At 57.9% G+C, this 15,395-nt stretch carries 10 protein-coding genes; 3 read left to right on the forward strand and 7 right to left on the reverse strand.

Annotation, left to right across the window (positions count from 1 at the left end):
- Nucleotides 1-51: 51 nt before the first annotated feature.
- The 3 genes from M3223_RS10310 to pruA all read right to left on the reverse strand — a co-directional run bounded on the left by M3223_RS10310 (nt 52) and on the right by pruA (nt 4,712).
- Complete coding sequence (locus M3223_RS10310; protein WP_251561216.1) at nt 52-906, reverse strand: AraC family transcriptional regulator; 855 nt, start codon at nt 904-906, stop codon at nt 52-54.
- Between the two features lie 661 nt (nt 907-1,567).
- Nucleotides 1,568-2,971 (reverse strand): RNA polymerase factor sigma-54, encoded by a 1,404-nt coding sequence (gene rpoN / locus M3223_RS10315; RefSeq protein ID WP_251561217.1) that lies wholly within the window; start codon nt 2,969-2,971, stop codon nt 1,568-1,570.
- Between the two features lie 193 nt (nt 2,972-3,164).
- Nucleotides 3,165-4,712: an L-glutamate gamma-semialdehyde dehydrogenase gene (gene pruA, locus M3223_RS10320; RefSeq protein ID WP_251561218.1), complete on the reverse strand. Its 1,548-nt coding sequence runs from the start codon at nt 4,710-4,712 to the stop codon at nt 3,165-3,167.
- 228 nt (nt 4,713-4,940) lie between these two features.
- Here pruA and M3223_RS10325 point away from each other — a divergent pair, with 228 nt between their 5' ends.
- Together M3223_RS10325 and M3223_RS10330 are read left to right on the forward strand one after the other, a co-directional pair.
- The gene (locus tag M3223_RS10325) at nt 4,941-5,864 is read left to right on the forward strand and encodes a proline dehydrogenase family protein (protein WP_251561219.1); all 924 of its coding nucleotides are present in this window, start codon (nt 4,941-4,943) and stop codon (nt 5,862-5,864) included.
- A 232-nt stretch (nt 5,865-6,096) separates the two neighbouring features.
- On the forward strand, nt 6,097-7,893 hold the full coding sequence (locus tag M3223_RS10330) for a sigma-54 interaction domain-containing protein (protein WP_251561220.1): 1,797 nt from the start codon (nt 6,097-6,099) through the stop codon (nt 7,891-7,893).
- 7 nt (nt 7,894-7,900) lie between these two features.
- Here the strand turns inward: M3223_RS10330 and M3223_RS10335 are convergent, their stop codons facing one another.
- The 3 genes from M3223_RS10335 to M3223_RS10345 are packed head-to-tail and all read right to left on the reverse strand — an operon-like array spanning nt 7,901 to nt 11,422.
- A complete protein-coding gene (locus M3223_RS10335) occupies nt 7,901-9,292 on the reverse strand; it encodes a sugar phosphate nucleotidyltransferase (protein WP_251561221.1) in 1,392 nt (463 codons plus the stop codon).
- A 43-nt stretch (nt 9,293-9,335) separates the two neighbouring features.
- Entirely contained in the window at nt 9,336-10,592 is a 1,257-nt protein-coding gene (locus tag M3223_RS10340; protein WP_251561222.1) for a glycosyltransferase, read from the reverse strand.
- Nucleotides 10,589-11,422, reverse strand: a complete 834-nt coding sequence (locus M3223_RS10345) for a DUF6492 family protein (protein ID WP_251561223.1) — start codon at nt 11,420-11,422, stop codon at nt 10,589-10,591. Before M3223_RS10345 ends, M3223_RS10340 begins: the two co-directional genes overlap by 4 nt.
- 323 nt (nt 11,423-11,745) lie before the next feature.
- Between M3223_RS10345 and pepT the strand changes: the two genes are divergently transcribed.
- Complete coding sequence (gene pepT / locus M3223_RS10350) at nt 11,746-12,984, forward strand: peptidase T (protein WP_251561224.1); 1,239 nt, start codon at nt 11,746-11,748, stop codon at nt 12,982-12,984.
- Nucleotides 12,985-13,381: 397 nt separating this feature from the next.
- Here pepT and M3223_RS10355 read toward each other — a convergent pair whose 3' ends face one another.
- Nucleotides 13,382-15,337 carry an RICIN domain-containing protein gene (locus tag M3223_RS10355; RefSeq protein WP_251561225.1) on the reverse strand — a complete coding sequence of 652 codons (1,956 nt, stop codon included), beginning with the start codon at nt 15,335-15,337 and terminating at the stop codon, nt 13,382-13,384.
- Nucleotides 15,338-15,395: the final 58 nt, after the last annotated feature.

Here is a 15,395-nt window from a genome sequence, read left to right on the forward strand (position 1 = left end):
TTTTCTTTTGCTGCGGTTATGCCGTGCGTCAGAGCCTTCCGGTCGCTGCGATCACAAGTCCTTATTGTCTGGTTCCATTTTTGCTGCGGCGGCTTTCCGATACATGCCCGGCGTCATGCCCAACGTAGCTTTGAAGTCGCGGATTAGATGCGCCTGATCAAAATAACCGAGCTCCAGCGCCAGAGCAGCCCAATCGGGCTCAGCCCCGCCGTCTTGCGCGGCCAGCTCCACCGTTTCATGCAGCCGGTACCGGCTGATCACTCCCTTTGGACTCACGCCAAGATAGGTTCGGAAGAGACGCTGCAGGCTGCGGACGGACATTCCCCATCGGTCTGCAACTCCCTCCACATGCCGCTGGCTGCGGTCGAGCTGAATGGACGTGACGATCCGGTCAACAAGCTGCGCGTTCGGATCCGGCTTCGGCATCCGCTCCGCCCAAAACGCATCCGCCAACTGCGCGCGGCGCTCCGGCTTGTCTTCGGCAAAAACAGCATGTTCCAGCTCCAGCACCTCGGGTCCGAGCGCCCGATCCGCCGGCAGCCGCCTGCCCGCAAGCTGGCCGGGATCGCCGTCCAGCCAAGCTCGAAACGCTCCCGGCCGAAACAGCATGCCCATCACTTGGCCTTTGCCCTCCAGCCTTTGGCTGGACCGCCCGGGGCTGGGAAAGCTGACGACAGAGCAGCCTGGCTCCAGCACAACATTGACGGTCGGGTGCTCCAGCACCTCCTGCACATGGGACAGGCCGGACGGCAGCTCCCACTCGATGAGCCAATAATGGCGGATGAGCGCGGCAGCCGGACCGTTCGGCAGCAGGCGCTCGACGCGAAATCGCGGCGCCAGTCCATTCGCGGCCAAAATGCCGCGGTTGTTTAGTCCAAGCTGAGCGGACGAATCGGATTCGCTCATTAAGGGAAGCACCTCCAGAGTGAAGCTTTGTCTGTTGCGAAATCGGTGATATGTTACGCGGCAGAGCGCCGCAGCTAATAGTAGGCGTGCGCCTCCGGGGAAAAGTCGCCACCGGCTCAGAAATGCGGCCATTAGCAATTTCCAATACCACCCATTATCTTCTGGGGGGCTCTATTTTGTCTAGACCGATGAGACTAAGCCCAATCGGCAAATGTACGGATGCCGATAAGCTGAAGAGGGCTCAGAGGACTGGCGCGCTAACGCAACTCAGACGCCTTATTTCGGGTAAATGGCATGTTTTCTACTTCTAACGCAACTCAGACGCCTTATTGGCGCCAAATTCTCCTCTAAAGCCGCTAAAAACATCGAATAAGACCTCTCAGCTGCGTTAGAGTTTAATATGGCGGGTTTTTCGGTGATTAAGGCGTCTCAGCTGCGTTAGAGGAGAAGAAGCGGTTTAGTTTGTTTAATGGAGGGCAGCCTGTCGGCGTCTTAGAGATACCGTGTGGCAGGATTCGGTTGTTTGAGCGATGCAGAGCTTCAAGCAGAAGATTGGTTCTGCTTTGCGGTAACGATCAGGTAGAGAAAGGCCGCCCCTCCGTCATATGATGACGGCAGAGACGGCCTTCAGCGCGCCTTATTGGCGCGCAATTTCCGCAGGCTAACGGCGGCGAAGGGAGGAGCAGGGAATGTGCAGCTCCTCCCGGTATTTGGCCACAGTTCGGCGGGACAGCGGAACTCCATCCTGGGCAAGCCTCGCCGCCAGTTCGCGATCTGACAGCGGCCGGCCTCCACTCTCCGCCGCAACAAGCACCGCAAGCCGCTGCTTGGCTGCAGCAGCCGACACTGCCTCCCCGCTGTCCCGGCCAAGCGTTGCGCTGAAGAACGACTTTAACCCATAAGTGCCATACGGAGTTTGAACATACTTATGGGCAACAGCACGGCTAACCGTAGACTCGTGAACGCCAAGCGTCATGGCGACATCCGCCATCGTGAGCGGCCGCAAAGCAGGCCAGCCCTCCGCCAGGAACGGCTGCTGCTCGTTGAAAATGGTACGCACGACCTTTTCCAGCGTCTGGCGACGCAGGCTCAGGCTGTCTAACAGCAAACGGGCGGAGCGGCGGCAGCTCACCGCGTACGCATAAGCCTCATGCTGTTTGCCGATTCCGGCAAACAGCCCTGCGGTACTTTCCGTCACAAGCAGCCTCGGCTCCCAGGCAGCATTAAGCTCCACCTGCAGCTCACCATCTGCCGTCAAACCGACCCGGGCATCCGCGATGAGCGTTTCCGCCCGCGCTTCTCCCAGGCTCAAACCAGGGCGCGGATTAAGCCGCCGCAGCTGACGGGCCGCTTCCTCCAGCTCCGTCCTGCCTATGCCCGTCCCTGCGGCAATCTCCTCCCAGCGGCGAGCCGCCAGCTGCGGCAGCCATCGGTCGGCTAACTCCCGCACCTGCGCCATATGCCGGATATCCAGCGATGCAACCAGCTCCTCACTCCGCTGCTGCTCTGCTCGGTTCGCGGACTGAGGCACATGCGCACCCTGCCGCTGACGATCCAGCTGCAGCAGCAGGCATTCGCGCAAATCTCGAGCGCCGATGCCTGCCGGCTCCAGCGATTGCAGCAGCTTCAGCGCATCCTCCGCAAGTTCGGCTCCGATGCCGAGCTGCACAGCCGCCTCCTCCAGCGACAGCTCCAAATATCCGCTCTCGTCCAGGTTTCCGGCGAGGTAAGCAGCCGCTTGGCGCAGCTTCATCGGCAGCCTCAGCTGACCGAGCTGCCCAAGCAGCTCGCCCTCCAGCGATGGGGGCGCTGACGCAGCCTTTTGCAGCGGGTCCGGAGCGGACCGGAAGCCGGCGGCGCTGCGCCGTCCCAAGCCGCTTAAAGCCGGAGCTGACCGCACCTCCAGCAGCGGATTATCCGCCGCGAGCTCCCGCACGCGCTCCTCCAGCTGCGTAACAGGCAGAGCGAGCAGAGCAAGCGACTGGCGCATCTGGACCGTCAGCGCGAGGCGCTGGCGCTGCTCCTGACGGAGCGCTCCTTGCTGTACAAGTGCGGGAACGTTCATCACTGCCGCCTCCTTTGCCGACCGGGAATGACGGCCGGGCCGCTGTCCCTTCGCAATGCGCTGCTTATTTCGAATATCGTTCTCACCTTATTATAACGCTTACATTGGAAATCGGGTTGAGAAAATACGCGGCCTCAAGGCTTAGCCCCTCGGCCGCGATTTAATCGCAGCTTGCTGCACTACACAACTAACGTTACATTTTCTCCGACACCAGCTTCGCCTGCGTAAACAGCAGCAAATAGTCCCGTCCGCCGGCCTTGGAATCGGTGCCGGACATGTTGAAGCCCCCGAACGGATGAACGCCGACAAGCGCGCCGGTGCATTTGCGGTTGAAGTACAGGTTGCCGGCAAAAAACTCGCGGCGCGCCTTCTCCAGATGAGCGCGGCTGCGGGAAATAACGGCTCCGGTCAATCCGTAGTCGGTGTTGTTTGCGAACTCAAGCGCTTCTTCGAACGAGGACGCCTTAATAAAAGCCACGACCGGACCAAAAATCTCCTCCTGAGCGATTCGCGCCTTGGAATTAACATCCGCAAAAATCGTCGGCTCGATAAAAAAGCCGCGCTCATCGCCCGTGCCTCCACCGTATGCAAGCCTGCCCTCGTCTTTGCCGATCTCGATATATTCCAAAATTTTGGCGTAAGCCTTCTCGTCGACGACCGGACCAACGTTCGTGCCGCGTTCGGCTGGGTTGCCGAGGCGCAGCTTGCCCGTACGCTCCACGACCATTTCCAGAACCTTGTCGTAAACATCCTCATGGATGATCGCACGCGAGCAAGCGGAGCATTTTTGGCCGGAAAAACCAAAAGCGGAGGCGGTGATCGCATCCGCAGCCAGCTCCAGATCAGCATCGGCGTCAACGACGATGGAATCCTTGCCGCCCATTTCGGCGATAACACGTTTGATCCATTTTTGGCCCGGAGCGGTTTTGGCGGCTCGTTCGTTGATGCGCAGGCCGACGTCGCGGGAGCCGGTGAAGCTGATAAATCGAGTCAGAGGATGCTCGACGAGGAAGTCGCCCACCTCGCCGCCCGGACCCGGCAGGAAGTTCACGACGCCAGCCGGAACGCCGGCCTCCTCCAGCAGCTCCACAAATTTAGCCGCGATAACCGCCGTCGGGCTGGCCGGCTTCAGCACAACCGTATTGCCGGACACGAGCGACGCCGTCGTCATGCCGGCCATAATCGCCAGCGGAAAGTTCCAAGGGGGAATAACGATGCCGACGCCGAGCGGAATATAATACAGCTCGTTGTCTTCCTCCGGAAGACGCGTTAACGGCTGAGGCTCGCTGAGACGCAGCATCTCGCGGGCGTAAAATTCCATGAAGTCGATTGCTTCGGCAGTGTCGGCGTCCGCTTCGGCGCGGTTTTTACCGGACTCGAGAGTCAGCCAGGCGGAAAATTCGTGCTTGCGGCGGCGCATGATTGCGGCTGCCTTAAACAAGTAGCCCGAGCGCTCCTTGGCGCTTGTGCCTCGCCAGTTCTGGAAAGTTTCATACGCAGTCTGGACCGCCTGCTCCGCCAGCTCGCGGCCGGCTTGATGCACAACGCCGATGACCTGGCTTTTGTCCGCCGGATTAATGGAATCCAGCGTACGCCCGGTTTCGATGGTCTTGCCGCCAATGACGATAGGATAAGTGCGGCCCAGCTGGCCCGATATAAGCTCAAGCGCGGCCTCGTAAGCGGCGCTCTCCTGCTCTTTTGTAAAATCCGTAAACGGCTCGTTGGCAAAATCGATTCTCATCGTACATCCTCCTCGGATTGTCGTTCTCCCCTGCTGCATCCCGGGGCGCTTCGCTCATATAGTAAAGCAAGAAGCGTGCCAACTCGGATTGCGATTTCCTTTTCGCCATAAAAACTCTTGGGCTCCTGCACGCGCCGGATGTAATAGCCTACACAGTTGGCATGAAATTTGCTACCTTATTTCTCCGAGAAATCATTTTATTCCTATTCATGAGGGGAAGAGATCACTATGGACATCGGATCCGAGCTGTACCGCAAAACGCTGCTGACCATTTCCGGCAACACGCTTGTGGAGAGGCTTACCGTTAAATATGGCGGCAAACTTGCCGCAAAATTCATTGCCAGCCAGGAGCTGCAGCCAGCGCTGGAGGTCATTCGGGAGCTGAACCGCAAGGGCATTATGGTCACCCTCGACCACCTTGGCGAAGGGATCAAGGCGCTGTCCGAGGCGTCCGGATACCGGGAGGAGTACATCCGTCTCGTGCGCGGCATCGCGGATGCGGGCGTAAACGCCAACGTGTCGCTCAAACCGACGCAGATGGGGCTGGCGCTTGATGCGGCGGCCTGTTACAGCAACATTCGGGCGGTTGTGCGCGAGGCGTCGGCATCGAACAATTTTGTGCGGATTGATATGGAGGACACTCCTTATACGCAGGCGACGATTGATATGGTAAAACGGCTGCATGCGGAAAGGCTGACCAACGTCGGGACCGTTATCCAGGCTTACCTGCACCGCACCCGCGCCGACGTGGAGGACCTGATCGCGAGCGGCGTTAATTTGCGGCTTGTGAAAGGAGCTTACAAAGAGCCGGCCGAGGTCGCTTTTCAGAAAAAATCGGAGGTCATCGACAACTTTAAAACAATCATCCGCATGCATCTGGATCGCGGCATCTACACGGCCATTGCTTCGCATGACGACAATATAATCGGCTGGGTAAAAGCCTATGCGGCGGAAAAGGGAATTTCTCCTGAAAAATTTGAATTTCAAATGCTCTATGGGCTGCGGATGAACGAGCAAGCCCGGCTGGCAACCGACGGCTACCGCGTCCGCTGTTATGTTCCGTATGGGAAAATGTGGTACCCCTATTACACCCGGCGTCTGGCGGAGAAACCAGCCAACCTGATGATGGTGCTGCAAAATATGTTCCGCTAAGCTGAATCACTCTGCCGCCGCGCCTGCCTTGACGCTGAGAGAGCTCTCTCCGCGCCAGGGCGGGCGCGGTTTTTTGGCGTGGAACGAAACTCATAACGAGAGGGCCCCGCCAGAGCCGGATGTCTAATTTTCTAAACACATTTAGACACATATGTAAAAGTTGTTATACACTAGGTAGACAGTGCAGCTTACACCTCTTCCAGCCCGATTTCACCTATAAGGAGGCAATTCCATGAAGCTCAATTTGCCCTGTCTCGATCAGCTCCCTTCCCATCCGTTTGTAATTGGGAACGCAGATCAGTTGCAGCAAAACGGCCCCGACGAAGCTGCCGCAGCTGTACCCGTGTTCTCCGAGCTAACCTCCGGCGGCTGGGGCTGGCTGTATTATACAGCAACGGGTGAAGAGGAGCTTCTGCCCGCGGCGGCTTTGCCCGCATCCATGCGGCTGGATGAGCTGCCGGAGCTGCCGAGCGGCTGCCCCTGGGCGCTGCTGCTCGACGACAACGGCCGTCCGGTTGGATGCTTGAGCTTGTCCCAGACTGCTGCTCAGCTGAGGCAAGCGTTCCGCAGCCTCCGGGCGGGCTTCGAAGCGACGCTTGAGACAACCGACAGCGCGGTGACGGTCATTAACGCGCAGAACGAGGTTATCGCCTGGACAAGCGACGCAGAGCGCATGTTTGGCATTCGCCGCGAGGAGATTATGGGACGCGCTGCGGACGAGTTTTTTCAAAAGGAGCGTCTTCAAGTGCTGCGCACGCTGGCGACGGGGGAAACGGTGCGCGGAGCCCAGCATCAGCCAAGGCCGGACATGCATGCGATTATCAATGCGCGGCCGGTCGAGCTGGACGGCGAGCGCATCGGAGCGGTTGCCGCCGAGATGGATGTGACTTCGCAAATCCGCCTGAACCAGCAGCTGTTCCAAATGACAGCCAAAATGCAGCATCTTGAACGCGAGGTCGCCAAGCTAAGCCCGGCTGCCGATCCGTTCGCGGCAATTAAAGGCTCAAGCGCTGCTGTTCGCGCTACAATCGACACCGCCCGCAAAATCAGCTCCGCCAAAGCTCCAGTGCTCATTCTAGGCGAAAGCGGCGTCGGCAAGGAGCTGTACGCCCGGGCGATTCACGATGCCGGATCCGGCCCGGACACTCCGTTTGTCGCAATTAATTGCGGCGCAATTTCACCGGCGCTGTTTGAAAGCGAGCTGTTTGGCTATGAAAAGGGCGCCTTCTCCGGCGCGGACCCCCGGGGACGGAAGGGGAAAATTGATTTGGCCGCCGGAGGCACGCTGTTTCTCGACGAGATCGGCGAAATGCCGCTGGAGCTGCAGGTGAAGCTGCTGCGCGTGCTGCAGGAGAAAAGCTACTACGCCGTAGGCGGCTCCGTCCTGCGTAAAGCGGACTGCCGGATTTTGGCGGCGACCAACCGCAATCTGCTGGAAATGATGGAGACCGGCCGCTTCCGTGAGGATCTCTACTACCGGCTCAGCGTAGTCATCTTGGATATTCCGCCGCTGCGGGAGCGCACGGGAGACGTGTACGAGCTGCTGCCGCTGTTTCTCAGCGAGTTCGCCCTGCTGTACGGGAGATATCTGGAGGCTTGTCCGCATGAGATTGTGCAGCGGATGGCCGCGTACGATTGGCCCGGCAACATCCGCGAGCTGCGCAATGCAGCGGAGCGGCTCGTTCTGCTGGCCGCCGACGGCATCATCCGAGCGGATTATTTGCCGCCAAGGCTGCTGCAAAACACGGCGGACGGACGTGTTGCTTCTATGTCTGCAACTGTATCTGCTGCTCCTATATCGACGCCTGCGCTAAACGTTGCGGCCAACAAAGAATCAGCAGCGAGTCCGCCGCCTCTTCACTCAGGAGCAGGGAATCGTTTACGCGCCGGAGCGGAAGCGTATGAGCGGGAGCAGATCCGCCGTCTGCTGGAAGCGGAGCGAGGCAACAAAAAAGCGGTTGCCAAGCAGCTCGGCATTTCCCGGGCAACCCTGTACAACCGGATGAAAAAGCTCGGCATACCGTTATAGGGGGATGTCACCAGCTCATCAGCAGACGCTCGATATCCTTGCCGCCGACAGGCAAGCGGCCGATTTCCACCAGCATGCAATGCAGCTCGGCCGCTGCCTTGACGCCATGGCGCGAGCCAGCGGGAAAACGCATCACGTCGCCTGGAGCGATTACATCAATCTCATCCTCCAGCATGAACTGTCCGCTTCCGGAAATCACCGTCCATATCTCTCCCTTATGCTGATGCAGATGATAACTCGTACATTTGCCTGCATGAATAACGATTCGCCTTACCGCAATCTCTTCGCCGCTCTCCAGGCTCGCAAGCTCAAGCGTGCGGCTGCTTCCCCAGCGTTTCTCCTCCTGCATAGGCGGTCTCCGCTCACCGGACAGCACTCCCTTAATCCAATCCGACTTCTCTTTGCTGGCGACCAGAATGCCGTCCGGGCTCGCCGCCACAATCGCATCCGGCAGCCCGATAATATGGATTGGGCTATCCAGCTCGTTAATCAAATGGGTGTTGCTTGCTTCACCGGACACGCTGCCCGGTCCCAGCTGTACGTCGCCGAGCTGGCGGAGAAAGGTGCTCCAGCTGCCGAGATCATGCCATTCCCCGCTGTATCGCAGCACCATGCGCCGCTCCGTTTGTTCCGCAATCTCCTGGTCAAAGCTCCGGTCGGCCAATTCCGCATAGAGCTCCGACAGCCGCCCCATCTGGGACGGACATCCTTTGCCTTCAAGCTGCCCCAAGAGCCAGCCCAAGCGGAATGCAAACACGCCGCAGTTCCAGAGCGCCCCCTGTTTCATGAGCCGCGCCGCCATTGGCGGGTCGGGCTTTTCGGCGAACCGCTCCACCGCCGTCCATCCGCGGGCAGCCGCAGCGTCCCCGTTCCCGCCCATTGAACGCTTGGCCTGACTGCCCCTTCGCCGCGTCCGTCCCGGTACGATATAGCCGTACTGGCTGCTCGGATATGTCGGCTCCGTACCGATCATCGCCAGATCGGCGCCTTGATCGAGCGCCTCCGGCAGCCTGCGCAGCAGCTCAAAAAAATCCGGCTGCACGAACAAGTCCACCGGCAGCAGGCATACCGTCTCGTCCGGCTCCGCTCCGCCCGGACCGCTCAAATACGCCGCGCCAAGCGCCGCGGCCATAAACGTGCCGCGCTTTTCAGGCTCCTTCACAATCGGGACGCCGCTCCCGGCATGAGCGAGCGTTATTTCCGCCTGACTGTCATGGGTCACAATAATAGCCCCGTCCAGCAAATTCGCTTCGCTCAGCTGACGGCACAGGCGCTGCATCATCGATTCCCTCGTTCCGTCCGGACCGGGCAGCAGCTTCAGAAACAGCTTGGAGCGAATATCGTTGGACAGCGGCCACAGCCGCTTGCCTGAACCTCCCGACATCAAAATTATTCGCAAATTTCCTCATCCTCCTCTAAAACCGGTAAAGCATCTGTTGCGCTCAAGACCCGCCTAACAAAAGCACCTTCGACGGATGGCCGGGAACCGTTCTTCCCGACATCTCTTTCAAGCTCCTATCTTCCAGCGGCAGATGCCGGGAAAGCTTCGGGAGCAGCATTCCTTCCCGCCGCTTCCTGCCGCGCATTACTGCTTCCAGCACGATGCGGAGCTCGCGCCCTGCCCTCACCCAGGAACAGCCCGTCATATCCAGCCGCCCTTGTCTTCCTTTAATCCGGCACAGGCCGGGATTCAGGCTTGCGCTTCTCATTTGCCGCTTCAAACCGTTCAGATCCGCTTCCGCCCACAGCTGGTCCGGCTGAGCGAATAAATGACTGAAGGTGCGCGAAATCGCTCTGCTGCGTTTCATCGTATCCGCAGGTCTGGCCAAGCGGTAAGGAACGGCAAAGGAATTGCCGTCGTTCAGAAAATCACTTTGCCCTCCCCAGCGCGTCGCAATAACTGGAATGCCGCTGGCCAGCGCTTCCATGAACGGCATGCCGACTCCCTCTCCCCGTGTCGGCAGCACAAAAGCGTTAGCCGCTGTATAAAGCCCTCTTAATTTGCTGTCGCTAATTTGTCCAGAAATCAAATGAATCGGTGCAGGACGATGCGGCAGACGCAATGAGCTCCGGTAGTTGGAAATGCTGCGCCGAACTTCGCCAGCCCATCCGTTCGTTTTGATGACGAGCAGCACCGGATCCTGTTCGTTGAACTCCTCCCAATAGGCGCGCAGGAGCGCTTCGGGGTTTTTACGATGCTGAAAGCTGAATACGGACAGGAACACAAAGCGCCCTTCACTCCCCGGAATGAACGAAGGAGGATGGCTGGGCCTAAAACGCCGCGTATCCACACCGTGGGGCACTTTGTAAACCGGCACGGCTATTCCGCTCTCCCGCATCGCGCGGACGTTATGGCTGGAGGGCACGATTACCGCATCGAAACCGTTTATCGCTTTCCGCCATTGCCTCGGAATTTTTGTCGTCTCCCAAACCGTATTCAACACCACCCTGGCATAACGGCGGCGCGCCAGGTCCAAATCAAGCTGATTAGGCAGATAGTGATATACAAGAATACGTTCCGCTTTCGAGCCGCTTTCCTGCCCGGCTGGCAGTTTGTGGCCTGATCGGGCGGTAACGTGAACCCCCGCGCCTCTTAACGCCTTCACATATTCCCGGCTTGCGCCGCCAAGCCCGCCTGGACGCTGAATCGGTCCCCGCCAGTCAACAAGCAAGCTTTGATGCGGCGCCGCTTGAATCATTTCCGCCCCGCTTCCTCGCGCCGCTTTAGGCGCACGTAGCCTTTTCGCTCATGGAAGCTGACCGAGCGGTGTTTCGCGGCAAGCTTGCCCGCACGCTCCGCCGTCAGACTCGCAACGCCCGTATGCAGCGCACGGTTGAGCGCCGGCTTCAGCTGCACCGCTCCCGGATTTTGGCTGTACACAAAATTGCCGTACGTCTCATACTCGCTGAAGCCGAACTGCCGGCTCCGGTTGAGCTTGGCAAGAATCGCTTTATGCCAGCTCATCCCGTGACGCGCCTCAATATCCCGTTTCATCGCACGAAGACGGTCTTTTTCGAACAGCATATAATGCGTGACAAGCGAGCGCGGCGAAGAGGCCTTGCGTCCCATCAGGCGGGTGTACATGCGCATATATTCCGGCTGCGTCCAGCTGCGCGTGTAAAACGTCGTTCGGCCTTCGGCATGGAACGTGTGGGGTCGGAGCAGCACCGTGTCGGCGTCGATAACGAGAAAATAGTCCGCCCGGCAAAGCGTGTCGCCGCTCAGCTTGAGCAGCTGCTGGAACAGCCAGCCGGAGCGCTCCCAACGAGCCGAACGGTAATGAATATCGGATTTGGTCAACGGCAGTACGCTGTTCTCATCGACAAATCGCCAGCCGTTGGAGCGGCATAACGAGACGATGGCGTCTTTGCGCGGAGCTACGATAACAATATCGCCGATAGGATGCCGCACATGAGTGCGGACGGAACGGATTACATGAGGCAGCGTGCGCAGGTCCTTCTCAATCGCGGGCACAAGCACGTCGATACGGGGGAGCGCGCCAGCTCCAGAGCTGGTCTTAAGAGGCATGGGGCATGTCATCTCCTGTATGGTTTTCGTCAGGCTTCTGCAACAACATATGCCGGAAAGACGTTCCCCGGTTGGGCAAGCTCTCCGAAAAGGCTCCCGCCACTATTAATGGAGCTGTTTTGATAGAGTCGGCCTGTTCCGGCCAGCCAACCAGCGGCGGACGACGGCCACGGGAGAAGCGCCGTTCTTGCCATTGCCGTTTGTGCGAGCCTGGCAGTCCCCTCCCGCTGGATTTCCAGTTTGCACAGCTGGTATAGTGAACGGTATATACGGATTTTTCCATTGAACTAGCGATAGAACACTTAACTTAAAGGAGCCTGCCCATGGAGTTAAAACAAGAACTGATTCGCCGCTTTACCGCCTATACGGCTGTGGACACCCGCTCGGACGATAACAGCGCCAGCTGTCCCTCCACGCCGGGCCAGCTGGAATTGGCCCGCCTGCTTGCAGACGAGCTGAGAGAAATCGGCCTGACGGAAATCACGCTCGATGAAAACGGATATGTCATGGCGACTCTTCCGGCTACGACGGACAAGGCTGTCCCGACCATCGGCTTCCTCGCCCACATGGATACGGCATCCGATTTTACCGGAACAAACGTCAAGCCGCAGCTGATCGAGTCCTATGACGGCGGCGACATTGTGCTGAACCGGGAGCTGGGCGTTGTGCTGTCGCCCAAGGAATTTCCGGAGCTTGCCGGATACGCGGGACAGACGCTGATTACAACGGACGGGACGACGCTGCTCGGCGCCGACGACAAAGCGGGCATTGCCGAAATTATGACCGCCATGGCTTATTTAGCCTCCAGACCGGATATTAAGCATGGACGCATTCGCATCGGTTTTTTGCCGGATGAGGAAATCGGGCGCGGACCGGACCGTTTCGACGTAGCCGCTTTTGGCGCCGAGTTCGCCTACACGATGGATGGCGGGGCGCTTGGAGAGCTGGAGTACGAAAGCTTCAACGCTGCCGGAGCGGTTGTGACGATCCAAGGCAAAAACGTCCACCCCGGTTATGCCAAGGGCAAGATGATTAACGCCCAAGCCGTCGGCATGGCGCTGCACGGCCGGCTTCCAGCAGGCGAGGTGCCGGAGTTTACTTCGGGCTACGAGGGATTTTTCCACCTGATTTCCTTCGAGGGCAGCGTCGATCTGACCCGGATGCGCTATATTATCCGCGACTTTGACCGGGACAGCTTTGAACACCGTAAAAATCTGATGCGGTCGATTGCGGAAGAGTTCCGCCAAACCTACGGCGAAGGCAGCGTACAGCTGGAGCTGAAGGATCAATACTACAACATGCGGGAGAAAATCGAGCCGGTATTCGGCGTCGTTGAGCTGGCCCGACAGGCAATGGAGCAATGCGGCGTAAAGCCGGATATAAAGCCGATCCGCGGCGGCACGGACGGCTCCCAGCTCAGCTATATGGGGCTGCCAACGCCGAATATTTTTGCAGGCGGCGAGAATTTCCATGGCCGCTACGAGTATGTGTCCGCCGACACGATGGTCAAGGCCGCTGAAGTTATTGTACGCATTGCTACTCTAGCCGAAGAGCAAGCGTGACCTGTTTTCCCCGACCGCCGATGCCAACGCTTCGGCGGTCTTTTTTTCGCGCCGCTGCGCGATAATCCGACAGGAAATCGACACAGCTTCATATCGTTTCCACATGGGGCTGATGCTGCGTAAACATACTCTCAGCCAAACGAACGCTCCCCGCGGAGCTTGACCAAGAGCAGTATTATCTAGAATTACTTTGTATTACTACGTTGCTTTGCGGATATCCCCTGCCGCCCTCCAACGTCTTTCCTCTGCTGACTGCTGCTTGCTGTTGTTGCTCCAGTCTTGCGTGTCATTCACCCTCTACTGCCCAAAAGCAAAAAGCGGCTCGCAACCATGCGAGCCGCCAGCCTGTTAAGAACTTTCAACAGGTAACTTTTTTGTGCCAACGCCTATCCAGACTTTAAGGATTGAGCACCGTAAAGCTCCATTTCTGATCCGCTACGTTAAAGTCCGTCCACTGGATGCCTGCCGCCCCGTCATCCGTGCTGCCGGCGCCAATGCCAAGCACTTTGCCGCTGTTCACGTTTTTGAGCTTAAAGTAGCCGCCTCCCGCATCAACCAACTGCCACTGTTGGCTGCTGGATGCTGTAGATGTCCCGATGACGCTGTTGGCCCCGTTAGCCGCAGAGGCACCCGAGATATCCATGTACATGCCGCTGTTTACATGTTTGATCCGGTAGAAGCCGTTGGAATACTCGAACTGCCAGGACTGGCTGGCAGCTCCGTTAAATGTCCGCTGCTCAATCGTTGTACCGTTAGCGGCAGCACCGCCAACCGTGCCAAGCGCTTTGCCGCTGTTGCTGTTTTTAATGGAATAGGTTTTGCTCAAATCAAGCTGTATAACCTTATCGAAACGCCAGGTTTGATTCGTCGTGCCCGTTTCCGCCCACTGCATCACAAGCGCACCGTCGGCTGTCGAGCCAGCGCCAAGGCAGAGAACCTTGCCGCTGTTGCGGTTTTTCAGCTTGAAGTAGCCGCCTCCCGCATCAACGAGCTGCCATTGCTGGCTTGCAGCTGCGCTGGCAGCTGTCTGGATGGCGTTTTCCCCGTTCGCCGTGGAAGCGTTTGTCATATCCAGGTACAAGCCGCTGTTTGTATTCTGAATCTTGTAATAACCGGAACCCGCGTCTATCAGCTTCCAATATTGGCTGATTCCTCCGGTATAGGACCGTTGCTCGGCCGTTGCACCGTCCGTTAACGAGTTAGCAGCAATCCCCATCGCTTTGCCTGAGTTGCCGTTCACCAGCGCGTACGATTGCAGTGGAGAGGCCGCTGGCGGTGCGCTCCAAGTGCCGTTCACAGGGTCCAGGAACCATTGGACATGCCCGTTGATGGTAGGGTTGTCATTGCTGTCAAAGGTCAAAGGATACCAATTGTTGCGTCCGGCTTGATTGCTTGCAGGCTGGCCCTGGTTGTTTTTCATATTGTTCCAGCGGTCCCCGATAAACATATAAACGGTTCCTTGCGCTCCTTGAATTGGAAGCACCTGATCCACCTGATTATCAAAGGAATCGTTGGAGTTGGGATTTGTTGCGCATCCGTTGCCGCCAGACCATGGACCGGATAAACTGCTGGCCGAGTAGCAGTAGCTTTCCGTAGCGGTCCAGCCGTTCGTTCTTGAGGCTAACAGAATATACTTAGAGCCCTTTTTAAACAGCGCGGAGGCTTCCTTTTTAGGAGCATTCGTCGGTATAAAATTATGCGGAATCATATACACATGCTGCGAGATGCTCATAAAGTCCGCTGCCAGCTTGCTGATTCGGATTGCGCTGTTCGTATCGCCGTTGTTATCGTCCGAATAAGTAATGTACGTGCTGCCGTCGTCGTCCGTGAGAATGGAGCCAAGATCGCCCATTCCCCAGCCGGCCGGTTTCGATATATATTTTTCGTACGTGAACGGCCCCGTTGCGGAAGCGCTTGTAAAAATCGTTATTTTATTCCGGTCTCCGTCCCCGTTGCCTCCCCATTCGGCCAGCATGACATACTTGTTCTGAACCGCGTTGTACTTGACCAGCGGTCTTCCAATCCACTGTGTGTCGGCAAAACGGCCCGTCGTTGTATTTCCATCCGCATCGAGCTTCGCGTTAATGGAAGTAAAATCAACAATAGCCTGGTGCGACGTCCAGTTCACAAAGTCGGTAGATGTATATACGTTTACTTTTTTGCGGTTGGGAACGGAGTAGTCCATGCCGTACCAGTAAAACATGCTTCCCTCCTGCATTATCCAACCGCCCTGCGCCCAAATCGGATTGCTGCCGGTGTCAAACCGGTCCGCATTATTCACGATTAGACCGGACGCTGCATGGGCCGGTTGAGCGAGCAAAAGCATGGATGACAATGCAATCAGTGCAGCCATAAAAACAGAAAATACCTTTTTTGATACGTAGGGCAAAGAACGACCATGCGCGTGTGAC

Origin of the sequence: Paenibacillus pasadenensis, from assembly GCF_023715725.1 — a bacterium.
In the GTDB taxonomy this organism is placed as follows: Bacteria; Bacillota; Bacilli; order Paenibacillales; family Paenibacillaceae; genus Paenibacillus_O; species Paenibacillus_O pasadenensis_A.